This window comes from Actinopolymorpha rutila (genome assembly GCF_013407855.1).
Taxonomy (GTDB): domain Bacteria; phylum Actinomycetota; class Actinomycetes; order Propionibacteriales; family Actinopolymorphaceae; genus Actinopolymorpha; species Actinopolymorpha rutila.
In genome coordinates this window covers 1,010,378-1,033,746 of the sequence record NZ_JACBZH010000001.1, presented here as the reverse complement: position 1 = coordinate 1,033,746, position 23,369 = coordinate 1,010,378, and the positions used below count along the sequence as shown (strand labels likewise).

Genomic DNA, 23,369 nt, shown 5'->3' with positions numbered 1-23,369 from the left:
GCGCGCGGCGTCGCGCCAGGACGGGAGGACCGCATGGACGGCATGGACGGCATGGACGGCTCGAGTACGAAAGCCGACACGAACGCCGACACGATCGCCGGCTGGCTGGAACGCCTGGCATCCGCGGACCCGGCACCCGGTGGTGGCGCTGCTGCGGCCATGCAGGTCGCGATCGGCGCGGCGCTGGTGTCGATGGTGACCAACCTGACGATCGGCAAGCCGGTCCACGCCGCGCATGAGGAGCACGCGATCCAGGTGCGCGAGCGGGCCGACGCGCTGCGCGCGGAGGCGTTGCGGCTGGGCAGGGAGGACGAGGCGGCGTTCACGGCGTTGATGACGGCCTACCGCCTTCCCCGTACGACCGAGGAGGAGCGCACGGCCCGCCGCGACGCGGCGCGGTCCGCGACCCACGCCGCGGCCCTGCCGCCGCTGGCGATCGCGGCCGCCGCGGCCGACGTGGTGGCGCTGGCCGAGTCGCTGCGGGGACGGTCCAACCCGCAGGTGGTCTCCGACCTCGCGGTCGCCGCCGCGGCGGCCGCCGGCGCCGCTGACTCCGCCGCGGTCAACGTCGAGGTCAACCTGTCCTCGTTGCCCGACAGCGATGTCAAGTCCGAGTTGACAGCCGATCTGGAGGAACACCTCGCCGTCACCGAGCGGGGCCGCGCCCTGGTCGCCGACATCCGCCGGGAACTCGGCCGATGACCGCGAACGCCGGTAGCGGCGACGGGGGTGCGGCCCGTACTGGCCGGACGGCCGACCGGATCGACGGACGCGCGGTCGCCGCGGAACTCGACGAGCGAACCGCCGCCGACGTGGCCCGGCTGACGGCGGCTGGAATCGTTCCCACCCTCGCCGTCGTGGTCCCGACCGACGACGAGGGAACGGCCTGGTACGTCCGTTCCATCGCCCGGGCGGCCAAGCGGCTCGGCATCACCTGCCTGGTCGACACCCTGCACGGCGCCGACGCGGCGACCCTCGCCGGCCACCTCGCCGCGAGGTCTGCCGACCCCGCGGTGCACGGGGTGATCTGCCAGACCCCGCTGCCGGCCGGGGTCACCCTGGCCGATCTCGGTGCGGCGATCGCACCGGACAAGGACGTCGACGGGGCAAACCCGACCTCGCTGGGGCTGCTCGCGGCCGGCTCGGTGGAGGCGTTCGCACCGGCGACCGCACAGGCGGTGGTGGAGATCCTGCGCCACGAGCAGGTGCCGCTCGCGGGCCGGCGCGCCGTGGTGGTCGGTCGTTCGACGGTGGTGGGCAAGCCCGCCGCGCTGCTGTTGCTCGCCGAGCACGCCACCGTGACGGTCTGCCACTCCCGATCGGCCGACCTGCCCGCACTGTGCCGGGAGGCAGACGTGCTGGTGGCGGCCGTCGGGCGTCCGGGGCTGATCGGCGTGGACCACGTACGCCCCGGCGCGGTCGTCGTGGACGTCGGCACCAACCCGACGCCGGACGGCGGCCTGGTCGGCGACGTCGACCCGGCCGTCGCGGCGGTGGCGGGAGCGCTCACACCCGTGCCCGGAGGTGTCGGCCCGGTGACCACGGCGCTGCTGCACCGGCACACCGCCCTCGCCGCGGCCCGGACCTCAGGTAGCTGAGGTGCCGGGCGGCGGTACGACACCTCGCCGGTAGGCGTACGCCACGGCCTGGGCCCGGTCGCGCACCCCCAGCTTGGCGAACAGATGGTTGATGTGGCTCTTCACGGTGGCCTCACCCACCACCAGCCGGCCCGCGATCTCGGCGTTCGACAGTCCCTCGGCCATCAGCGACAGCACCTCGGCCTCGCGCGGCGTCAACCCGTCCGGGCGCGCGAGCGGCGGGCTCGCCGCCGAACCCGTTTCGTTGCCTGACGGCCCGGCACCGAGCGCGTCGACGAGATGGTGGTGGACGGCCCGGTCGATCACCGCGTGGCCGTCGGCGACCTGGACCAGCGCGGCCCGGATCTCCTCCGCGCCGGCGTCCTTGGTGAGGTAGCCGCGCGCACCTGCGCGGAGCGCGTCGAGGACGGACCGGTCGTCGGCGTACGTCGTCAGCGCGATCACCTGACCCGCCCCGGGCTCCGCGCGCAGCCGGCGGGTGGCCTCGATTCCGTCGCAGCGCGGCATCCGCAGGTCCATCAGGATCACGTCCGGGTGCAGCCGCGCGGCCAGGTCGACCGCCTCCTCGCCGTCCGCGGCGGTGCCGACCACCTCGACGCCGGGCAGCAGGCCGAGCAGCATGGCCAGGCCCTCGCGTACGACGCGCTGGTCGTCGGCGAGCAGCACCCGGATCGGTTCGGTCCTGCCGCGCACCTCGCCGGTCACGCCGGCACCTCGCCGTGGCCGCGCGCCGGCACGTCACCGTCGCCGTCGCGCGCGGGCAGCCAGAGGGTGACGCGGAAGCCGGTCGAGGTCGGCTCGGCCGTCAGCTCGCCGCCGAGCAGTTCGGCACGTTCGCGCATGCCGCTCACGCCGTAGCCGGGAGCCGGGTCGGTTTCGTCAGGTGGAGCGGACGTGGCGGAGGCGGCGACGTCCTCGACGACGAGCCGGGAGCCGTCGGCCTGGTAGCTCAGGCGTACGTCCACGCGCTCCGGGCGGGCATGCCGGCGTACGTTCGTCAGCGCCTCCTGCGCCACGCGGTACAACGTCAGCCTGGTCTGCGGACCCAGCTCGTACGGCGTTCCGCACACCTCGACCCGGCAGTCGATCCCCAGGTCGCGCTCGAGCTCCTTCGCCAGCACCGGCAGGCCGTCCGGCCCTGGCAGGTCCTCGTCCCGGAGTACGCCGATCGCCTGCCGCGCCTCGCCGAGTCCGGCCTGGGCCAGGCCGCGCGCGCGTTCCAGGGAATCCGTCAACCGCGGGTTGGCACCCTCGCGCACAGCGAGCAGCCGGGCACCTTCCAGGTGCAGCAGCAGCCCGGACAGCGAGTGGGCCAGCACGTCGTGCATCTCCCGGGCGAGCCGCTGGCGTTCGGCCAGGGTGGCCGCGCGCACGTGTGCGGACCGGGTGCGCTGGACCTCGGCCAGCAGGCGTTCGGCCTGTTCGGTCCGCGCGCGCAGCCGGCGGGCGTACTGCCCGAGCCGGAAGAACGCCAGCGCGCCGGCCTCCGCGACCAGGATCGTCGTCCACGGCCGGTGCCCGCCGAAGTGCCCGGCGACGGCGATGCCGACCAGGGTGAACGCCACCACCACCTGACCGGGCCGCCGGGACAGGCTCGAGGCGGCCACGCTGGTGGCGACGAACCCGCCTACGAAACCCGGCCCGTCCGGCTCGATCGCCACGACCACCACCGAGCCGCCGATCAGCAGGGTGAAGAGGGCGATGGTCAGCCAGGCCGGCCGGCCACGGGGCAGTTCGATGAGCAGACCGGCGCCACCGACGGCCACCGCCGCCGTCGCCGCGAGGGCGAGTACGCCGAGACCGGCTGCGTCCAGGCCCGGCCGGTCGCGCAGGGTCAGGCCCATCACGACGACGAGGAGCGCGATCCCGGTCGGCCGCAACCACCGAGGCACGGGTCGCCGGCGGTCCGTGTCGGCGCTGTCTGTGTCGGCGCCTTGCGGATCGGCACCTTGCGCACGAGATCGGGACGCGAAGGCGGTGGCCGAGAGCGGGTCAGCGGGCACGGCGACCACGGTAGTACGCCGTTCGCGGCAGGTCCTCCACCCACGGGTGGAGCCCGCGGGCGGCCACCGAGAAGGTTCCACCCGGACATCCACCCGTACGCCGACGCCGGAGAGGGCGCCCGCGCCGCACGCTGGGTCTCGTCCGATCCAGCCATGCAGCAAACCCATTCACCGAACGGAGAACGCGATGATCGCGCGGCTCGTCGTCATCGGCGCCGGCCTGCTCGTCACCGGGCTGACCCATCTCTTCGGCAGATCCACCTGGACCGCGGTCCTGGGCGGTGCTCTGCTCGCCGTCGCCGGCGGTCTCGGCGTCGTCCGGTACCGGCGGGGCCTTCCCCTCACCCGGTTGGGCGGTGGCCGCCGATGAACACCTCCCCCACTTCGGCCCGGCAGGCAGCCTCGAACCAACCAGGCATGCCGAACCGAACTGACCAACCGACCGAGCTTCCCCGGTCCGCCTCCCGCCCGTCCCTGCGCCGGTTGCTCCCACGCATCGCCGTCAACGCCGGCTTGCCTCTGGTGGTCTTCGCGGTGGTACGCCCCCACGTCGGCAGTGACGTACTCGCGCTCGCCGTCGCCGGTGGCGTACCACTTCTCGGCACCCTCGTCACGTTCGTGCTGCGACGACGTCTCGACGTGGTCGGCGCGGTCGCGCTGGCGGGCTTCGGCCTGGCCCTGGCGATCTCCGCCCTGTCCGGCGGCAACCGGATCGTGCTCGAACTCCAGGACTCCCTGGTGACCGGTCCACTCGGGCTGTTGTTGCTCGGCTCGGCCGCCGTGGGCAGGCCGCTCCACCTGGTGCTCCTGCGGATCCTCGCCGCCCGCGACCCGCGGATGCGCGGGGCACTGTCGGACCCGGCCCGGCGGCGTACGTCGGCGATCTTCACCGTCCTGCTCGGCTCCACGCTGACAGCCCATGCCGGCGTCCTGCTGGTCCTGGCCCTCAGCGTGCCGACGGGAACGTTCCTCGCGTTGTCCCGCCCGGTCGGGCTGGCCGTGCTCGCGGTGGGCGTGGGTGCGATGTGGTGGTACCGCGCCCGGCTGCGCAACCGCTCCTCCTGATCGGCGGGACCGCGGGGATCGCCCAGGCCTGCGGAGTCGGCCCGGCTGGGACGGCGGGTTTTGCGCGCGCCGAGCGGGCCTGCCTGTCCGGGCCGTCGGGGCACGGCCTAACGTCGCAGGTATGACCGCTGCTTTCGACGACCTTCTCGCCGCGAACGAACGTTACGCCGACGACTTCCAGTTCGCGGGATTCGACGGGTTCGCCCACGCGGGCGTGGGCCTCGTCACCTGCATGGACTCCCGCCTCGACCCCCTCGGCATGCTGGGACTGCGGCCCGGCGACGCCAAGATGGTGCGCAACCCCGGCGGGCGAGTCACCCACCAGGCGCTGTTGGCGCTCATCCTGGGTGTCAACCTACTGAAGGTCGAGCGGATTCTCGTGATACCGCACACCCGCTGCGCGATGGCCTCGGCCACCGAAGCCGAGTTGCGTGCCCGGGTCGGCGAGGCGAGCGGGCAGGACGCGTCGTGGGAGACGTTCGGCGCGATTGCCGACCAGGAGAGCCAACTGCGAGACGACGTGACCCGCGTACGCACCCACCCGCTGATTCCGGAGTCGGTCGCCGTCGGCGGTTTCCTGTACGACGTCGACACCGGGCGGCTGCGCCACATCGTGTGACCCGCGATTCAGCCTCCGGTCACGACCAACAGGGCACGAGGACGGCCGAGGACGACCTACCGCCGTTCTGAGGAGTTACGTCCCCTCGTCGGCGAGGTCGAGCTGCAGGGGCGTGCCGTGCATCACGGCGTCGGCCACCGGCGAGCGGCGTTCGGCGAGGCGTACCAGATCGGCGAGTTCCTCCCTGCTGGCGTCCCCCTCGACATGCAGCATCATCCGGATGCTCTGGTAGCCGGGGCGAACCTCCTCCGACATGCCGAGCAGTCCCCGCAGGTCGATGTCGCCGTCGAGTTCGGCATCCACCCGAGTGAGGGTGATCCCCCGGGCCGCAGCGTGGTAGACGAGCGTGGTGGTGACACATCCTGCGAGTCCGGCGAGGAGGTACTCCACCGGGTTGGCGCCCCGGTCCTCACCGAGCAGTGCCGGGTGTTCGTCCTTGTCGTAGACGAAGTACGTCTTGTCCCGGCGGTGTGTCGTACGGGCGCCGTCGAAGTCGGCGACGACCGCCCGGTTGTGTGCACCGTGGACCCAGAAGTTGCTGAGCCGGAAGTTGAACTTCGCGATCGCCGGATCCTGTTCGATCGCGGTGATGGTCTGGAACAACCTGCCCGCGTCCACCCCGTTGACGACCTTCTCGGCGGTTGTCGTCGTCATCGACTCCCGCTCCCTTCGGACTGCGTCGTGGTTGACTGTTCCTTTCACCGCAACCAACCGTTGACGGGCGGGGAAGTGCCACCCGGGCCGCCGTACGGAGGACCTTGGACTCTTTTCGGTCGCTGCGACTCCTGCAGCACCGTTCGCTGCTCCGCCGGAGCCTGCGGCGGCGTCACCCGCACGGCGCCGGCGCTGCGGTCGAAGTGGTCGAGCACCTCGCCCAGCCGCTCACAGGTGCGTTCGATCTCCCTTCTCGCCCGGTCACGTTCGATGATCGCGACGGACAGCAGCAGTCCGGTCAGAGCGACCGCCCCGTCGAACATCTGCAGGATCATCATCGTGTCGAACAACCCACGTCCGGCGAACGGCCCGATGCCGTGGACCGCCGTGTAGATCGCGGCGGCCGAGGCGAGCAAGGCGACCGGTGCGGCACCTGGCAGCTGGAACCTCCAGGCAGCCCAGACCAGCAGCGGAAAGGCGAGGAAAAGGATGCCGAACATACGCGCACTGACCAGCACGACCACGAACGCGGCGGCGAACAGCGCGATGACTTCCAGCAGCATCCCCGTGGAGATGGTGCGCCGCCACGGAACCTTCACGGCGGTCAGCAGCAGCGGCCCGACGGTCAGGATGCCCATCGCGTCGCCGGTCCACCAGGTCAGCCAGGTCGGCAGGAAGTAGCTCGGCTCGGTCGCGCCGACAGCGACCCGGATGACGGTTCCGATGGTCGAGCTGATCAACATGCCGCCGAACGCGGCGAGGAACACCAGCGCGAGCGCGTCCCGCAGCCGATCCAGTTCGATCCGGAAACCGACCTTACGCAGTGCGCGGTACGCCACCACGCAGGCGAGTGTGGTTCCGGCCGCGGTGAGCAGAGCGACGGCCGGAGGGCCTTGGGTCGACTCGACGAGGAGGGCACCGAGAAGGATTCCGGGCCACACCTGCGGGCCGAGCAGTAGCAGGGCGACCAGTGCGATCCCGGTCGGCGGCCAGAATGGGCTGATCTGTCCTTTGACCAGACCGACCATGAGCCCCAGTTGCGCCGATCCGTAGAAGGCGGCCGCAACAGCGAGGATCTGCAGCCCAACGATCACAACCCGTCGGAGCCTGGGGAAGCGCTCCATGACAGGTCACCCTACGCGTGAACCATCGGCAGCAGGAAGGGCGTCCACTCTCGGGACGCGCCCTCTTTCACCACCAATTACGCTCCTGTGCGTACGCCTCGGACCGAGTACATCGCGGGCAGTTCGTCGCGCAGGCCGTCCCGGTCGACGTTCGGCAACGGCATGCCACCGGCCCGGGCAGGGAACTCGTGCAGGAACTCGATCGCGATTCCGGCGCGGACGAGTGCGGTCACCACCTCGCCGAGGGTGTGGGTCCACTCCCGCGACTCCTGGTGTGCCAGTCCGGCGTCGGAGACCGCGTACGAGCCGTCCGCGACGACGACGGTCGGCTCCGGGCGGCCGAAGTAGCTGCCGTGCAACGTCAGACCGTCCTCCGCGCTGCCGGACTCCGATAGCGCGAGTGCCAGCGGGTGGTAGTCGAGCACATAGAGCACCCCGCCCGGTCGGAGAAGTCGCGCACACGTGGCCGCCCAGGCGTCCAGGTCGGCGATCCACATCAGTACGCCCTTGGACAAGAACACCACGTCGTAGGTGTCGTCCAGGTGGTCGGCGGCGGCCAGCACGTCACAGATCACGAACTCTGCCTCGGTGCTCGTACGGTTCGCGAGGTCACGGGCGATGCCGATCGCCTGGTCGGAGAAGTCGACGCCGGTCACCCGGGCGCCCTCGCGTACCCAGGACAGCGTGTCCAGACCGAAGTGGCACATCAGGTGCAGCAGGCTCTTGCCGGTGACGTCGCCGACCTCGGCGAGCTCGAGTTCGCCGAGCGTCCCGGTCCCGCGCAGGAAAGAGTCCACGTCGTAGTAGTCCGACGCGGCGTGCAGCGGAGCGAGCTCGTTCCACATGGCCTGGTTGACGGTCGTGTGCTGGTCCATGCGGCCGACCTTCGCACAGTCGCCGAAGTTGAGGCGACTCGATTTTCCCTGGCCACCGAGCCGCCGGCCCATCCGGTGCAAAAGCCTGGCCTGCCGCGACGCGTCGTCCGGGAGTAGGCCGTCCAGAGCGGCGAAGAAGGTCCGCGCCGGTGCCGCCCTCCAGAAGCATTACGGGTTCCGCAGAAGGGCCGGCGGATAACGGACGTGGTGTTCGGTCTCCGGTGTCACCCACCCAGCCGCCCGGCAGGCAGGTCGCGCAGTCGGCGCAGCGGCGTGGCCACGAGGAGCACCCCGCTCAGCGCGAACACAGTGAGCATCACCCACAACGCCGTCCGTACGCCGAACGCGTTGCCCAGCGCCCCCGCGAAAAGTGCACCCAGCGGAATGGCACCGAAGTTGACGACCTGCACGCTGGTGGAGACCCGGCCCATCAGCTCGGCCGGCACGTAGCTCTGCACGAAACCGGAGAAGACGACATTGCCGGCCACGACTCCTGCCACGATCGCCACACTGGCAATGGCGAACAGCACCAGCCCGAATCCCCGGTTCGCGCATGGGATCAACAGCCCGAGCGGCGCCAACCCGACCTTGCCCAGCAGGACGACGCGTGCGCTGCCGAGCCGAGTCGACATCCGGCGGGCCACCGCGGCGCCGAGAACGCCGCCCACACTGGTGATCGCGAGGAGCACACCGGTCGCACCGGCACTGAGTCCGACGTCCCGGACGAGGAACAGCACCAGCAGTGACTGGTATCCCGTCAATGCCAGGTTGGCGACGCATCCGTAGAGCGTGTTGCCACGCAGCAACGAGTCGCGGGCCACCAGGCCCAGGCCCTCGCGAATCTCCGTACGCAGCCGGCGCCGGGTGCGGGGGCGGACCTCCTCGGTGGTTCTCATCCGGGTCAGGCACACGGCCGACACGGCGAACGTCGCGGCGTCGAGCAGCAACCCACCGAGCGCCGAGGCGACCTGGGCGAACAGACCGGCCACGCCCGGGCCGGCGAGGTTGGCCACCTGCTCGCTGCCCTGCAGCTTGGCGTTGGCCTCCAGCAGATGGACGGGCCGGACGACAGCGGGCAGGTACGCGCGGTAGGCGGTGGCGAAGAAGACCTTCGCGGTGCCGGCGACGAGCGCGACCAGAGCCAGCTGGACGATGGTGAGCCGGCCCAGCGCCGCCACCAGCGGAACGCTCAGGAATGCGGCCATCGACACCCAGTCCGCGACGAGCATGATGCGCCGTCGCGAGCCTCGGTCCACCCAGGCGCCCGCCGGCAGACCGATGACCAGCCACGGCAGCCAGGCCGCGGCGGCCAGAACGCTGACGGCGAACGGTGGTGCGTGCAGAGCGGTGACGGCGACCAGCGGCAGCGCCACGGTGGTGACGGAGCTGCCCAGGCTGCTGATGCTCTCGCCGATCCACAGCAGCCGGAACTCCCGGTCGCGCAGCAACCCCAGGCGGCCTGCCGGGGCCGTCGTGGACGCAGGCGATTCTGTGGACGCAGAGGATTGGGTGGACGCAGAGGATTGGGTGGTAGTCATGGGCGGGCCGGTACCGCCCGCGCGAACGTGAAGACCGTCTCGCGTTCCTGCCCGTCGTCGGGGATCTCGCGTTCGGCCCACTTCTCGACCAGTGCCATGACCTCCCGGCCGAACTCCGCCAGCTCGGCGTCGGTGACCCGCAGCCACCCCTCGGTCGAGAACGGACCCAGCGGCCAGCGTTCCTGCTCCGACTGCGGCTGGTCGGCCCAGCGGCGGACGTGTCCGGTCTGGCGTTCGAGGTTGAGCGACTCGACGGCTCGGGCAACCGCGTCACCGGCCGCGTCCTCGGCGAAGTCGGCCGAGGACCAGCACAGCGACGGCGTGGCCCGGCGCCACCACCGTTCCCTCCGGTCCTTCGCCAGCTCCGGCGCCTCCTCGATCAGCCCGGCCGCGGCCAGGGCGCGAACGTGGTGACTGACGTTGCCGACGGCCTCACCGGTCTTCTGGGCGAGGGTGCTGGCGGTGGCCGGGCCGTCCACCTTCAACAGGTCGAGGAGCCGGCGGCGCACCGGATGAGCCATGGCGGCGAGGACGCGGGAGTCGACGATGGACGGCTTGGGTTCGGACATGGGGGCGAGCCTAGACGCACAAGAGGATTCGTACAACTTCTCTTGTACGAATATTCTTGTGCTTTTTCTGGCCGCGCGGCCAGGAGACGGGCAAACCGGGAAGAAGGCCACCGGCCACCCGGCGGGCCCTGCGATAATCCCGCGGTGACCTTCACCGACAACCCGTCCACGACCTCCGCCGCGCACGGGTCGACCGCCGGTGCGCACGGGTCGACCGCCGCCGAACTCCTCACCGCCCACGACGCCCAGGTCCGGGCCACCGTGGCCGCCCGCATGCCGCTCACGTGGGCCTCGCACCCGGACGGCCGGGTGCTGCGGGTGACCACCCCGCACCGCGCCTTCGTGTTCTCCGACGGGCTGGCCGGCGCGTCGGCGGAGGAGGTGGAGGGCTACGTCGAGCGGGCGCGGGACTTCTTCGCCGAGCGGAACGAAGCGGTGGAGTGGAAGTACTACAGCAACGACCACCCACGGCTGCGCGGCTTCCTGGGGGCAGCCGGCTTCCGGCCCGAGGACGAGGAGTCCGTGGTCGTCGGCCGGGTGCCCGACGTGCTGGACGCCGGGCAGGTGCCGGAGGGCGTCACGATCCGGCCCGTCAGCGAACGACGTGACCTGGACCGGATCGCAGCGATGGAGTCGGAGGTCTGGTCCCAGGACTGGGCCTGGCTGGCCGACGACCTGGCGGACCGCGTCGCCGGCAGCCCGGACGACATCGCCGTCCTGGTCGCCGAGGCCGACGACGCCGCCGACCGCGCTGCTCCCACGGTGGTGGCCGCGGCCTGGCTGGTGGTGATGCCGGGCACCAGGTTCGGCGGCCTGTGGGGCGGTTCGACGCTTGCCCGGTGGCGCGGGCGGGGCATCTACCGGGCGCTGGTCGCCGAGCGCGCGCGGATCGCGCAGGCCAAGGGACTGGAGTTCCTTCAGGTGGACGCGTCCGAGGACAGCCGGCCGATCCTCGAACGCCTGGGCATGTTCAAGGTCGCCACCACCACGCCGTACGTCTGGACTCCGCAGGCGTCATGACCGTGCACCGGCTGTCCCGCACGGAGGCTCGCCGCGTCGCCGTACGCGCGCAGCGCCTGCTGGTGCGCTGGCTGAAGGTCGATCCCGTCCTGCCCGGTTGAGCGTCCGGTGTGCCTGGGTAAGCGGCGTTCGTGGTGTTGCTGACCGCGCCCGCGACGTACGCCGACCTGGTGGCGGCCCGGACCCAGATGGCTCTGTCCCTGGGCTGGCACATCATCCTCGCCTGCCTGGGCGTCGGAATGCCGGCGATCACGTTGATCGCGGAGTGGCGCGGACATCGCACCGGTGATCCTGCCTACCGGATGCTGGCGCGGCGCTGGGCGCGTGCCATGGGCGTGCTCTTCGCGGTCGGCGCGGTGTCCGGCACCATTCTGTCGTTCGAAATGGGTCTGTTGTGGCCGGGCCTGATGGGCGTCTACGGACAGGTCATCGGTCTGCCGTTCGCCATGGAGGGCGTGGCGTTCTTCATCGAGGCGATCTTCCTGGGCATCTACCTGTACGCCTGGGATCGGCTGAGCCCCGTCAAGCACCTGTTGACGGGAATACCGATCATCGTCGCCGGGGTCGCCAGCGCGTTCTTCGTCGTCTCGGCGAACGCCTGGATGCAGCAGCCGACCGGGTTCGACGTGGCGCACGGCAGGGTCGTCGCGGTCGATCCGTGGGCGGCGATGTTCAACCTGTCGACACCTCCGCAGACGACGCACATGATCCTGGCGGCGTTCATGGTCGCGGGGTTCGGCATCGCCGGTGTCCACGCGGTCGGGATGCTTCGTGGTCGCCACGACCGCTACCACCGACTGGGGTTCCTGCTGCCGTTCACGGTGGCCGCCGTCGTCACGCCGGCCCAGCTCGTCGTCGGTGACTGGGCTGCCCGCTTCGTCGCCGACAACCAGCCGATCAAGCTCGCCGCGATGGAAGGACTGTTCCGGACCGGACGCGGCGTGCCGCTGAGTGTGGGCGGCTTTGCTGTCAACGGTGAGTTGCGAGGCGCCATCGAGATTCCGTACGGACTTTCCCTCCTCGCGCACGGGAGAACGAACGCCGAGGTCATCGGCCTCGACCAGGTCCCACCGAGCGACTGGCCGCCGGTCAACATCGTGCACCCGGCGTTCGACCTGATGGTCGGGATGGGCATGGCGTTGCTGTTGCTGTCGGCGTGGCTCGGGTGGACGTGGTGGCGGCGGCGAGACCTGCCACGCACGCGGTGGTTCCTGCGCGCGGCATCGCTCGGCGGGGTCGCCGCCGTGGTGGCACTGGAGGCCGGCTGGACGGTCACCGAGGTCGGCCGGCAACCGTGGATCGTCTACGGCGTCATGCGTACCGCCGATGCGGTCAACCCCGCTCCGGGACTGGTGTGGGGCTTCGTGCTGGTGTTCGCGGTCTACGTCGTGCTCACAGTGGCGACGGTGTACGTACTGCGCCGGCTGTCCCGGGACTCGCCCGCGCCGACCGCGCCGCAGGAACACGACGTCGCCGGGTACCCGGTCGCCTGAGGCCTGCCGATGCCCCTCGTCGACGTCATCCTCGCGCTGGTCTGGATCGGCCTCACGGCGTACGTGTTGTTCGCCGGGGCGGACTTCGGTGCCGGCGGGTGGGACCTGCTCGCCGGTGGCGCCGAACGCGGCCGGAGGCAACGCGGCCTGATCGAGCACTCCATCGGGCCGGTGTGGGAAGCCAACCACGTATGGCTGATCTTCGTCATCGTGCTGCTGTGGACGGGTGTTCCGCAGGTGTTCGCCGCCGTGTTCTCCACCCTGTACATCCCGCTCACCCTTGCGGCGCTGGGGATCATCGCCCGCGGGTCGGCGTTCGCGTTCCGCAAGGTGAGCACCCGGCTGTGGCAGCGACGGCTGTTCGGCGCGACGTTCGCGTTCTCGTCGGTGGTGACGCCGTTCTTCCTCGGCACCGTCGCCGGGGCGATCGCGTCCGGCCGGGTGCCGCCCGGCATCGCCGCCGGCAACCTGGTCACCAGCTGGCTCAACCCGACGTCGATCGTGACGGGAGCCCTCGCCGTGGGCACCGGCGCCTACCTCGCTGCCGTCTACCTCACCCGGGACGCGGAGCGTGCCCACTCCCCCGCACTGGCCGAGTCGTTCCGTCGTCGTGGGCTGGTCACGGGAGTCGTCGTCGGAGTGGTAGCGGCGGTGGGGCTGGTCGTGCTGCATGCCGACGCACCGAGCCTGTTCACCGAGCTCACCTCCGGCCGGGCGCTGCCTTTGCTCGTCCTGTCGGTCGCCGCCGGGTTGGCCTCGCTCGTACTGCTCTGGCTGCGGGTGTTCGTAGCCGTACGGATCACCGCCGCGGCCGCGGTCGTCGGCCTGTTGTGGGGTTGGGGTGTCGGGCAGTTTCCACGGCTACTGCCGGGGGTGACGGCCCGGCAGGCGGCGGCGACCGACGCCGTACTCGCCGCCACGATCGGCGCGGTCGCCGTCGGCGCCCTCCTGCTCGTTCCGTCGCTGTGGTGGCTGTACGCGACGTTCCAGCGCGGCTCGCGTCAGGAACCGGCCTCCGCCTCGGATCAGGAGTCGACGTAGGCGCTGGACTGTAGTTGGTACATCCGGCGGTAGCGGCCGTCGAGCGCCATCAGCTCGTCGTGGCTGCCGTTCTCCACCAGCCTGCCGTCGTGCAGGACGAGAATCCGGTCGGCCGAACGCACCGTCGAGAAGCGGTGGGAGATGAGGACGACGGTACGACCGGCGCGCAGGCCCTCGATCGTCTCGAACAGCGCGGCCTCGGCCTCGGCGTCGAGGGAGGCGGTCGGCTCGTCGAGCACGATGAAGGACGCGTTCCTGAACAGCACTCTGGCGATCGCCACCCGTTGCCACTGCCCGACGGACAGGTCGGCCCCGCCCTCGACCTCCATGCCGAGTGGCGTGTCGAAGCCGTCGGGCAGCCGCCGGAGGAAGTCGTCCGCGCCCGCCTGCTCGGCGCTGTCCTCGATCGCTGCCCGGTCCAGGTTGCGTTCGATGTCGCCCACGGCGATGTTGTCCGCCGCGGAGAACCAGTAGCGGCCGAAGTCCTGGAACACCACGCCCACCTCGGACAAACCACCGTCGCCGGCGAGCTCGGACATCGGACGGTCGTTCCAGTGGACGGCACCGTCGGTCGGCTCGTACAGACCGCACAACAGCTTGGCGAGCGTGGTCTTGCCCGAGCCGTTGTGGCCGACGATCGCGATCACCTCACCGGCGGCGATGTCGAAGCTCACCTGGTCAAGTGCCGGCCTGGCCGCGGACGGATAGCTGAACGAGACGTCTCCGACCACCAGCCTGGCCAGTGGTTCCACCTCGGCCGGGTGCGAGGCCCGCCTGATGCGGCCGGCACGCTCGAAGTGCTCGACCCGGTCTCGGAGCTCGACGAAATCCTGGAGGTGCAGCCCGTGTTCCATGGTCTGCGCCAGGCTGGTCGCGGCCTGCTGGGACCGGTTGGCGAGCAGGAGTACGGCGACGCAGGCGGTGGCGGCGGATCCGAGCGTGAGGTCGCCGCGACGTACGAAGTGCAACACGAGCAGGATGACACCGCCGAGTACGACCGAACCGACCAGGCTGCCCACGGCGGAGCGGCGGACGAACCTGCGGACGAGCGCGGAGATGCCCTCGATCCGCTCGTCGTACAGCGTCGACCACCGCCGCAGGAGGTACGGCGCCAGCCGGTAGGCCCGTACCTCCGGTGCAGACTTCCGCTCGTTGGTGAGGTGTTCGATATGGAAGCGCGCGCGGTCGCCGGGGGTGTTGCCGAAGCTGAACGAGTACATCTCCTGACTGTTGGACTTTCCGGCCAGCCACAGCGGAACGCTTGCCAGCAAGGTGATCGGCACCAGCCATGGGCTCACGACCGCCAGCCCGACGGCGAGGCCGGCACTGCCCACGAGGGCGCCGAGCAACTGCGGCACCGCCATCGCGATCGGGATCGCACTCTGGACGCCGGTACGCGTCGCTCGCTGCAGCTTGTCGTGGAACGCCGGCGAGTCGAACTCCCGCAGCGGCACCTGGCCGGCCAGCCGGAGGATGACCTCGGCGCAGTACCGCACTGTGCGTTCGGCGAGCAGGCGGTGCATGCCCGCACCCGCCGCTCCCGCGAACGACACGGCTCCGGCGACTCCGATCGCGGCGGCGACCAGCCACCACGTCCGGCCGGACACATCCGCGGCACCGCCCTGGGCGATCAGCTCGTGCAGCAACTGGTTGCCGATCAGCACCAGCCCGGCCACACCCAGGCCCGACACCGCGAACAGGCAGACGACCGCCGCGAAGGCACCCCGGTCGGCCGCCGACACGATCGACACAGCTCGTACGAGGGCGATTCCGCGTGCGCGGCCCTCGGTGGCCGGCTCCACCTTCGGCGCACTCACCGTGCAGTCCTGCGCGAGGACTCACCGGTCGGCGGTTCGGTCGGGAAGCCCCACGCCGCGACGGCCACGGCCTTCGCACCCTTGGGCACGCCGCTCGGCCGGTGCTTGAACGGCTCGAGCAACTCCTGGATCTGCTGGCCGACCTTCTTCAGCTCCTCCGCGGTCATCCGGGTCCGGAACTCCATCTCGAAACCCGTCGCCTGCCACTTCTTCGGGTAGCCGGAGCGTTCGTTCACCCAGCGTTCGATCTGGCGCACCAACATCATGCGCATGCCCTGAACCATCGCCACCGCCGCGCGCCGCGCCTCGCCCTCCAGCTCCGCGTCGGGGATCATCAGCGCTCCGGTCGCGTCGCGCCATGGGCGGCTGCGTCCCTTGCCTCGTTCGGCCTCCACGACGAAGCCGTACTTCGCCAACGTACGAAGATGGAACGAGGTGTTCGCGGGGCTCTCGCCGATCCGCTCGCCGAGCTCGGTGGCGGTCAACGGCCCCTCCTCGCGGAGGATCTCCAGCACCTGAAGCCGAACCGGATGGGCCATCGCTCGCATCACCTTGGGATCACGCAGTACGCGCATCTCCGGGCCGGCTTCATCGGAAGACATGTTTCGAAAGTAGTGTTTCGAAACATTCGGCGTCAAGAGTCAAGATCCACTTCGTCTACGCGCCGCGAGCGGGCAGCTCCTTCGCGAGCCCGACGAGCTCCTGGTCGGCGTCGATCGTCGGACCGTCGGCCGGGGCATATCCGAGCCGCAGGTAGAACGCCAGCACCGATGTACAGCGTGTCCGCCGTCTGCCGCGTGCGAACCGCCCCGGCCATTCGCTCGGCCACCAGAGCGACGATCCCCGAGCTCTCCCCGATCTCCCGCGCCAACTCCGCCGCCGCCTGTCGCACAGTTACGCTCCGGAGGACACGAGCACAGAACCCGACGGTTGCCGGCCAGGGTACGGGTCGGCCACGCCGAGTGGACGCGGGACGGCGCGGCTACCCTCACCGGAGCAATGTCGGATCAGCAGGAACGGAGGCGCCGGCCGGTGGAGCGCAACGTGGCGAGCGAGGAGGACGTGTTCGCCCTGATGGACGCGCTGTTCGAGGCGGACGCGGACCGCTGGACCGCGCGGGGTGCCGGTTGGTGGGACGGTTTCTACGGCGACCGCGAGCGCGGCGTCCCCTTCTTCCGGGACGCGCCGGACGAGTCGCTGGTCGCCTGGCACTCGGCCGGTCTCGTACCCCACGAGGGTCGCGCCCTCGACCTCGGCTGCGGCCCCGGCCGCAACGCCGTCTGGCTCGCCCGCCAGGGCTTCCACGTCGACGCCGTCGACCTCTCCCCGACCGCGCTGGAGTGGGGGCGGGAGCGAGCGGCGGCAGCGAACGTCGACGTCAACTTCGTCCAGGCCAGCATCTTCGAGCTCGCCGAGGCGTTCACCGGCTACGACCTGGTGTACGACTCGGGCTGCTTCCACCACCTGCCGCCGCACCGCCGGATCAGCTACCACCGGCTGCTCGAACGCGCCCTCGCCCCCGCCGCCGCGTTCGGGCTGGTGAGCTTCGCGTGGGGTGCGATGGGATCGGAGGAGCCGGACGCGAACTTCTACCGCAAGGGATACCTCGGCGGAGGTCTTGCGTACCGCGAGGAGGATCTGCGCCGGATCTTCGGCTGGCTGCGGCCGGTGGAGGTGCGCCGCATGCAGGCGCAGGACGCCGACTCGGCGATGTTCGGCGAGAGCTTCCTGTGGGCGGGCCTGTTCGTGCGGTAACGGTTCCGGTCCAGGTTTCCCAAGCGCCGCGGCGGAGGCACAATTGAGGCGCGGCATCCCGCGCCCATGACGGTTCCACGAGCACGAGATCGGCGGTTGGCTTCCGGATGAACGACGACCTGGTCGACCGGCTCCTCGAGTGGGGGCGCATGGCGCTGTCCCGTCGAGGGTTCATCGGCCTCGGCGCCGGCGCGACCGCTGCCCTGCTCGACTCACGGGATTTCGGCTCCGTCGGTGACGCCCGCAAGGACGAGCACCCCGCACTGCAGGCGGCGCTCGACCGCGCCGTCGCGGGCCCGAGTCCACGGCCGCTGCTCATCCCGGCGGGCACCTACCAGCTCAGCAAGCCACTACAGGCGACCGGCCCGCTGGAGATCCGCGGCGACGGCCCGGAGCGGACCGTGCTCCTCGCTCCACCCCACTCGCCGGCCATCTCGGTCGGCACGCTGTCCCACGGCCAGCCGAGTGGCATGGTCCTGCGTGACTTCACCGTCCGGTCCTCGTCGACCTCCCGCGAGCCGATGGTCGACATCCGGCAGTACGGCCGGAAGTGGATCGTCGACCGGGTCAATTTCGACGCCGCGTTCGGCGACCGTACGGGCATCCGGGTCTGGTCGAGTTGGGTGGGCTCGATCCGCGACTGCAGCTTCTACCGGTTCGGCGTCGAGGGTGTCCGGGCCGAGCGCGCCGCCATCGTCGTCAAGCCGCAGTCGCTGCCGACCGGCAACGGCCCGATCAACAACGTCGCCATCTCCGACTGCGCGTTCGAGCGAGTGCAGGCGGGCATCGACCTGCACGACCTCGAGGAGACCGGCAAGAGCACGGTCATCCACGCCGTGGAGATCCGCAACCCGCGGTTCAAGAACTCCAGCGTCAAGGGACCGGTCGCCAACTCCATCGGCATCCGGGCCAACTCCACGTCCACCTTCAACGTCGTGGTCACCGCGCCGTTCTTCGAGGACTTCGCCATCGGCGTCTCCGTCCGCGGCTGGGGCTGGGCGATCACCTCGCCGTTCGCGCAGTCCGCCGACACCGTGGTCGAACTGGTGACCGGTGGCGGCCACAGCATCACCGGTCTGGTCCTGGACGGCGCCGCGGCCAACGCCATCGGCACCGGCGTCCGCTGCCGTTCCGGCGTCACCGGACGATGCGAGCTGCACCTGTGGAAGAGCCTGCACGGGCGGAAGTACCTCACCCACCCCTGGGTCGACGACACGAAGGGCAAGCTCGTCGTCATCCCGGCCTGAGCCGGCTGGGGTATGAGCCGTCGAGACCTGAGCCGCTAATTGGATTGCGACCTGCCGGGGTACGGCCGACGATCGTTCGATGCGCAACCCATGGTTCATCGACGAACTCGCCCACGCCGGGCCCGAGCACCTCGACCGCGACTTCGTCGCCGGGTTCGACCGCAAGCAGGGCCACCCTGACCCGTCGGAGGACCTGGACGCGCTGGCCGCCCACGGCGTCGACGCCGGCGCGACCGTGGTGGATCTCGGCGCCGGCACCGGCCAGTTCGCGCTGGCCGCGGCCGGGCGGTTCGCCCGGGTGGTCGCCGTGGACATCTCGCCGGCAATGGTCTCCAGCCTGCGCGAACGCGCCGAGGAGCGGGGCCTGTCGAACGTGGAGTGCGTGCGGGCGGGATTCCTGTCGTACGACCACACCGGTCCACCCGCCGACGCCGTCCACACCCGGCATGCGCTGCACCAACTTCCGGACTTCTGGAAGACGCAGGCACTCAACCGGATCGCCGCCGCGCTGCGCCCGGGCGGGGTGCTGCGGGTACGTGACCTGATCTACGACTTCCGTCCGGACCAGGCGGGCGAGTTCTTCGACACGTGGCTGGCCGGCGCCGTGGACGACCCCGCGGCCGGCTACACGCGCGACGACTACATCGAGCACATCCAGACCGAGCACAGCACCTATCGCTGGCTGTTCGAGCCGATGCTGGCGGCCTGCGGCTTCGAGATCGTCGACGTGAAGTACGCCGGCTCGATCTACGGCGCCTACACCTGTGTCAAGCGATGACTGACACCGAGGTGCTGGGGATCGATGTCAACCGCACCTTGCTTCGGCGGTGGGCCGGTTGGCTGGCGCCGGTCTGCCAGCCGTTCTTCCTGACCGCAACCGAAGCGGCCGAGCTCGGGCTCACGCCGGACCCCGCGCGTGAGTTGTCGCCTGAGCTTCGAGACACGTACGAGGTCTGGAATGTCGCCAAGGGGCTGGAGGAAGTGTGGCTCGACGAGGAGGCCTTTCACGCCCTCCCGCGCGACGGCCACATCTGGACGCCGTACTCCCCCGCTACGTCAGCGAGGACCAGCTTCCCTGCAATCGTCGTTCGGTCCCGGAGGAGGTGTGGCGCGCGGCCGCGACCGTACTCCCCCATGCCCGCGCGCTCAGCGGAACCTTCGCCGGCGGGAGCAGGGGAAACTCCGCCGACACCGGCGCGACGTACTACTCCGCCACCGTCATGGCCGCGGCAGGCGTCCGGAACGCCGCCGACGAGCCCTTCGAAGCCTGGCTGACGTCCCGCTGCACGGCGGGAGGCGGCGACGACCTGCCGGGCACGGTGCTGGTGTGGCGCGACGCCGACGGGGCCGCCACGCACGCGGCCGTCACCCTCGGCGGTGGCTGGGCGCTGCACAAGCCAGGGCAGGAATGGCTCAGTCCGCGCCAGGTGCTCACGGTGGACGACCTCATCCGTCTCGCTCCCCCGGGCCTCAGCCTGCACCGGCACTCCCTGCGGTAGGTCCCCAGCGCCGGGGATCGGACGTGCAACAGTTCGGCGGACTCCGGCGTCTCGGGCGTAGAGACGGGAGGAGAGACGGTGGATGAGGAGATCGGGAGCTACGAGCTGTTCGTGGCGAACCGCGCCCAGGCGTTGCTCCGCTACGGATACGTGCTCACGGGGAACCCGCACGACGCCGCCGACCTGATGCAGGAGGCGCTCGTACGACTGCGTACGGCATGGCCCCGGGTCCACAACAAACGCGAGCCCGAGTCGTTCGTACGTACGACGATGGCTCGCCTGCACGTCAGCATCTGGCGACGGATGCGGCGCGAGAAGCTCGTCGCCGCCACGCCCGAACAGGCGTACGTCGACAACTCCCACGAGTCGACCGAGCTTCGCGACGCCATGTGGGAGGCGCTGAGCACGCTGCCGCGACGACAACGTGCCGTGGTCGTGCTGCGCTACTACGAATGCCTTACCGACCAGGAGATCGCGGAGGTGCTGAACATCTCCCGCGGAACGGTACGCAGCCAGGCGGCCAGGGCGCTGGAGAAGCTGCGGTCCCGCGTCGGCGAGTCCGCTGATCTGGTCGACGTCGGTACGAAGGAAGGAAAGCTGCGATGACCCGGCAGGTGGAAAACCAACTTGTACGCTCCCTCGAGGCCGCGGCCGGCCGTGCGCCCGCACCCGAACCCGGCCTGCTCAATCACCTCGAACGCAAGGGGCGGCGCAGGCAGCAGCGCGCGCAGGTCGCCCTCGCGGGCGGGGCCGCGCTCGCCGTGATCGCCGGATCGGCGGTCGCCCTCAACGTACGCGAGGAGCCCGGAAACACGAACCTCGCGCCGGCCGGCGTACCCGCCGCGGCGACCAAGAAGCCGGACCCCGCACCGAACAACCCCGCGGCCAAGCCGATCGAGCAGTTGTGGCCCGGCGCCGTACACAGCATTCCCAACCGCCTTCCCGACGGACGGAAGTTCCGTCCGCAGACCATGGTCGACTCGCACACTGTGTTGATCTCGGTCGACGCCGGCTTCGAGCAGGCCGGCGAACTCCGGTTGTACGACCTCACGAACAGGACCTCCCGCAAGGTCACCACCGTGCCCACGCCGAAGAACGCCAGGATCTTCGCGTCGGACTTCACCGTCGGCGAGGGCCACGTGGCGTGGTGGACGGCCAGTGACGACAACGGCCAGACGAGCATCGAACTCTGGGCGGCCCCACTGGCCGGTGGCGACACCTATCGCGTCGCCCAGGTGTATGCCGAGGATGGCGTGCAGCCCATGTCGGTCACGATCGACAACGGAGAGGTCTACTGGTCCCTGAAGAAGGGCGGGGTCTACCAGGCGCCGCTGTCCGGCGGAGACGCCGAACTCCTCAAGGGAACCGAGAAGTCCGCCCTGGTGCAGTGGCCGTGGGTGGGAAGTCCGCTGCAGAAGACCATGCTCCCGTCCGGGACGGACGTACCCGACGAGGTTGCGTACGAGACGTTGCGAAACGTCAAGACGGGTGAAGTACGCACCGCCGCCAAGCGGTCCGGCGTCTGGACCTGCCGGGTGCAGTGGTGCGTCGGCTACTCCAAGGAGGGCGGCGCCGCGCAGCGCCGCGACGGAACCGGCCGTCGTGAGCTCGACGCGGTGAGGACCTCTCTCGGGTTCGGCATCCAGCCGGCGCGGGACCGTTTCGTCCTCCTCCCCGGCGCGAAGTCCGTCATCTACGACCTCGAGAGCGGGAAGGCCGGCCGGACCGCGGCCTCCGACGACGGCGGCTTCCGCCTGATGTACGACGATCAGCTCTACTACGTCCAGACCAAGACGGGTTACCAGCTGATCGACATGGCAGCGATCGAGGCGGCAGAGCAGTCCCGCTAGTCCAGCGTCGGTCGAGGCCCAGCTACGCGGATGTCGGGTGGTCGGAACGCGCAGGCGTTCCGACCACCCGTCCGTACGTGAGCCACAGCGGCTCGACCACCACTGGTCGCTTTCGTTCCGACCGCAATCCCGTTGCGGCCAATGGCAGCTCCTGCCCATAATGCGGACCGCCGCTGCCGGTCACGCGAGGAGGCCCGTTGGACAGCCATTCGGCTTGGACCCGGTGGAGTCGCACGCTCGAGGCGGCGATCCGTGCCGATCCCCGGATGGCTCAGACGGCCGACCTCGTGGTGCTGCAGGGCGGCGAGCTGATCCACCGCGCCTCGTACGCTGCCGGACGACTCCGGGACTGCTTCTCGATGACCAAGTCCGTACTAGCGATGTTGGTCGGCCTCGCGGTCGACAGCGGCGCCGTCACAATCGACGAGCAGGTCGAGGACGATGCCACGGTTCGGGACTTTCTGACCATGACTCGAGGCGTCGCGAGCGAGCTCGAGGACGTCGACCGGGTGATGGAGCTTCCGTCCGGGTGGGAACAGGCGATCCGTGGCCGGGAGCGCCGTTGGGCACCGGGCACGCGGTTCTGTTACGACAACGAAGCCGCGCACCTACTGGCGATCTGGTTGAGCAGGCGAGTCGGTGACCTCGAGAAGTACGCCGCCGAGCGTCTCTTCGGTCCCCTGGGGATCGACGAGGCGGAGTGGCTGCGCGACCCCGAGGGTCACTGCTTCGGGGCGGCACACCTTCGGCTCTCCGCAGACTCCTTCGCCAAACTGGGGCAACTTCTTCTTGACGGCGGTACGACGAGCACGCAGAGACTCCTCGATCCTGCCTGGGTGCGTGCGACCACGACAGCCTGGACCCCGGGCGGTCCGCCGGAGAACACGGCGTACGGCTACCTGACCTGGGTGACAGCTGACGGCTTCTTCTTCGGCGGCTGGGCCGGACAGCACACCAGCGTCTTCCCGACGTACGAGCTCGTCGTGGTCACCACAGGTCTGCCGAGCCTCCTTCCGGTTGACTGGATGCCGGCTCGCGCGGCCGTACTCGCCCACCTGCCCACGCCAGGTGCCGGCACCTGAGATGGCACCATGACCGCGTGACTGGTTCCGTCTCCGAAGGATCTCATCCACACTCACGAGGAACACGAACTACGTGTCGGCTACGAACCACCGCGCCTGGCTTCCCACGACTTCACGATGCGCCCCTGGACGCGCGAGGAACTGGACGAACGCCTTCGGTTGGCTGGGTTCCGGGTGCAGAGCATCGCTGAACTGAACGACCGAGGATCCAATGATCGACTGCTCTGTCTGGCGATCCTGGACGATGCTCCTGCGTGATCGAGGCGCATGACCGACCTTGCCTGGTCGTACGCCAATCCCGGTCGGCCGCCGAGAATCCGGTTGCCGCTCAGGCCAGACTCTCGCCACGCTGGCCGTATGGACCGTCGTGATCCGCTGGTCGACGCGCGTGATGTCGTCATCGAACTCTTCCCACACGCCCGGTGGGCAATGCTCTGCGGCAGCGTTCTCACCTCACACCGCACGGCTGGTTCCGACCTCGACATCATCGTTCTTCTCCCGGACGGTGATCCGCAGGCCC

Annotated in this window: 24 protein-coding genes; 15 read left to right on the top strand and 9 right to left on the bottom strand. The window is 70.3% G+C overall.

Features of this window, described 5'->3' with window-relative positions:
- Positions 1–33 precede the first annotated feature (33 nt).
- Entirely contained in the window at positions 34–702 is a 669-nt protein-coding gene (locus tag F4554_RS04570; RefSeq protein ID WP_238341218.1) for a cyclodeaminase/cyclohydrolase family protein, read from the top strand.
- On the top strand, positions 699–1,598 hold the full coding sequence (locus F4554_RS04565; protein ID WP_179786214.1) for a bifunctional 5,10-methylenetetrahydrofolate dehydrogenase/5,10-methenyltetrahydrofolate cyclohydrolase: 900 nt from the start codon (positions 699–701) through the stop codon (positions 1,596–1,598). Before F4554_RS04570 ends, F4554_RS04565 begins: the two co-directional genes overlap by 4 nt.
- Here the strand turns inward: F4554_RS04565 and F4554_RS04560 are convergent.
- Positions 1,587–2,303, bottom strand: coding sequence for a response regulator (locus tag F4554_RS04560; RefSeq protein ID WP_179786213.1), 717 nt, complete (start codon positions 2,301–2,303; stop codon positions 1,587–1,589). The two genes, F4554_RS04565 and F4554_RS04560, sit on opposite strands and share 12 nt — an antisense overlap.
- Positions 2,300–3,490, bottom strand: a complete 1,191-nt coding sequence (locus tag F4554_RS32910) for a histidine kinase (RefSeq protein WP_179786212.1) — start codon at positions 3,488–3,490, stop codon at positions 2,300–2,302. The genes F4554_RS04560 and F4554_RS32910 overlap by 4 nt, the downstream gene beginning before the upstream one ends.
- Positions 3,491–3,788: 298 nt before the next feature.
- Between F4554_RS32910 and F4554_RS04550 the strand changes: the two genes are divergently transcribed.
- From F4554_RS04550 to F4554_RS04540, 3 genes are all read left to right on the top strand, one after another.
- A complete protein-coding gene (locus F4554_RS04550) occupies positions 3,789–3,971 on the top strand; it encodes a hypothetical protein (protein ID WP_179786211.1) in 183 nt (60 codons plus the stop codon).
- A gap of 47 nt (positions 3,972–4,018) precedes the next feature.
- A complete protein-coding gene (locus F4554_RS04545) occupies positions 4,019–4,666 on the top strand; it encodes a VC0807 family protein (RefSeq protein WP_179786210.1) in 648 nt (215 codons plus the stop codon).
- A 121-nt stretch (positions 4,667–4,787) separates the two neighbouring features.
- Entirely contained in the window at positions 4,788–5,285 is a 498-nt protein-coding gene (locus tag F4554_RS04540) for a beta-class carbonic anhydrase (RefSeq protein ID WP_179786209.1), read from the top strand.
- A 75-nt stretch (positions 5,286–5,360) separates the two neighbouring features.
- Here the strand turns inward: F4554_RS04540 and F4554_RS04535 are convergent, their stop codons facing one another.
- From F4554_RS04535 to F4554_RS04515, 5 genes are all read right to left on the bottom strand, one after another.
- Positions 5,361–5,939, bottom strand: a complete 579-nt coding sequence (locus F4554_RS04535; protein WP_179786208.1) for an OsmC family protein — start codon at positions 5,937–5,939, stop codon at positions 5,361–5,363.
- 44 nt (positions 5,940–5,983) lie between these two features.
- Entirely contained in the window at positions 5,984–7,033 is a 1,050-nt protein-coding gene (locus tag F4554_RS04530; protein ID WP_337795868.1) for an MASE1 domain-containing protein, read from the bottom strand.
- 107 nt (positions 7,034–7,140) lie between these two features.
- Complete coding sequence (locus tag F4554_RS04525; RefSeq protein WP_238341217.1) at positions 7,141–7,938, bottom strand: class I SAM-dependent methyltransferase; 798 nt, start codon at positions 7,936–7,938, stop codon at positions 7,141–7,143.
- 224 nt (positions 7,939–8,162) lie between these two features.
- Positions 8,163–9,386 (bottom strand): MFS transporter, encoded by a 1,224-nt coding sequence (locus F4554_RS04520; RefSeq protein ID WP_202889150.1) that lies wholly within the window; start codon positions 9,384–9,386, stop codon positions 8,163–8,165.
- An 86-nt stretch (positions 9,387–9,472) separates the two neighbouring features.
- Positions 9,473–10,045: an ArsR/SmtB family transcription factor gene (locus F4554_RS04515; RefSeq protein ID WP_179786205.1), complete on the bottom strand. Its 573-nt coding sequence runs from the start codon at positions 10,043–10,045 to the stop codon at positions 9,473–9,475.
- Between the two features lie 144 nt (positions 10,046–10,189).
- On the opposite strand from F4554_RS04515, the gene F4554_RS04510 reads away from it, so the two are divergent.
- The 3 genes from F4554_RS04510 (at position 10,190) to F4554_RS04500 (ending at position 13,599) form a co-directional block, all read left to right on the top strand.
- Positions 10,190–11,065 (top strand): GNAT family N-acetyltransferase, encoded by an 876-nt coding sequence (locus F4554_RS04510; RefSeq protein WP_179786204.1) that lies wholly within the window; start codon positions 10,190–10,192, stop codon positions 11,063–11,065.
- A 131-nt stretch (positions 11,066–11,196) separates the two neighbouring features.
- Complete coding sequence (locus F4554_RS04505) at positions 11,197–12,558, top strand: cytochrome ubiquinol oxidase subunit I (RefSeq protein WP_337795867.1); 1,362 nt, start codon at positions 11,197–11,199, stop codon at positions 12,556–12,558.
- Between the two features lie 9 nt (positions 12,559–12,567).
- Entirely contained in the window at positions 12,568–13,599 is a 1,032-nt protein-coding gene (locus F4554_RS04500) for a cytochrome d ubiquinol oxidase subunit II (protein ID WP_179786203.1), read from the top strand.
- On the opposite strand, the gene F4554_RS33465 is transcribed toward F4554_RS04500, so the two are convergent.
- Both F4554_RS33465 and F4554_RS04490 read right to left on the bottom strand, forming a co-directional pair.
- On the bottom strand, positions 13,584–15,416 hold the full coding sequence (locus F4554_RS33465) for an ATP-binding cassette domain-containing protein (RefSeq protein WP_179786202.1): 1,833 nt from the start codon (positions 15,414–15,416) through the stop codon (positions 13,584–13,586). The genes F4554_RS04500 and F4554_RS33465 overlap by 16 nt on opposite strands.
- Complete coding sequence (locus F4554_RS04490) at positions 15,413–16,018, bottom strand: ArsR/SmtB family transcription factor (RefSeq protein ID WP_179786201.1); 606 nt, start codon at positions 16,016–16,018, stop codon at positions 15,413–15,415. Before F4554_RS04490 ends, F4554_RS33465 begins: the two co-directional genes overlap by 4 nt.
- A 397-nt stretch (positions 16,019–16,415) precedes the next feature.
- Here F4554_RS04490 and F4554_RS04485 point away from each other — a divergent pair, with 397 nt between their 5' ends.
- From F4554_RS04485 to F4554_RS04455, 7 genes are all read left to right on the top strand, one after another.
- The gene (locus F4554_RS04485) at positions 16,416–17,171 is read left to right on the top strand and encodes a class I SAM-dependent methyltransferase (RefSeq protein WP_238341216.1); all 756 of its coding nucleotides are present in this window, start codon (positions 16,416–16,418) and stop codon (positions 17,169–17,171) included.
- A gap of 107 nt (positions 17,172–17,278) precedes the next feature.
- Positions 17,279–18,418: a glycosyl hydrolase family 28-related protein gene (locus tag F4554_RS04480; protein ID WP_179786200.1), complete on the top strand. Its 1,140-nt coding sequence runs from the start codon at positions 17,279–17,281 to the stop codon at positions 18,416–18,418.
- A 79-nt stretch (positions 18,419–18,497) separates the two neighbouring features.
- Positions 18,498–19,196, top strand: a complete 699-nt coding sequence (locus tag F4554_RS04475; protein WP_179786199.1) for a class I SAM-dependent methyltransferase — start codon at positions 18,498–18,500, stop codon at positions 19,194–19,196.
- Positions 19,197–19,401: 205 nt separating this feature from the next.
- Positions 19,402–19,917 (top strand): hypothetical protein, encoded by a 516-nt coding sequence (locus F4554_RS04470; protein ID WP_238341215.1) that lies wholly within the window; start codon positions 19,402–19,404, stop codon positions 19,915–19,917.
- A gap of 78 nt (positions 19,918–19,995) precedes the next feature.
- A complete protein-coding gene (locus tag F4554_RS04465) occupies positions 19,996–20,523 on the top strand; it encodes a SigE family RNA polymerase sigma factor (protein ID WP_179786198.1) in 528 nt (175 codons plus the stop codon).
- Entirely contained in the window at positions 20,520–21,767 is a 1,248-nt protein-coding gene (locus tag F4554_RS04460) for a hypothetical protein (protein ID WP_179786197.1), read from the top strand. Before F4554_RS04465 ends, F4554_RS04460 begins: the two co-directional genes overlap by 4 nt.
- Before the next feature lie 266 nt (positions 21,768–22,033).
- On the top strand, positions 22,034–22,849 hold the full coding sequence (locus F4554_RS04455) for a serine hydrolase domain-containing protein (protein WP_179786196.1): 816 nt from the start codon (positions 22,034–22,036) through the stop codon (positions 22,847–22,849).
- Positions 22,850–23,369: the final 520 nt, after the last annotated feature.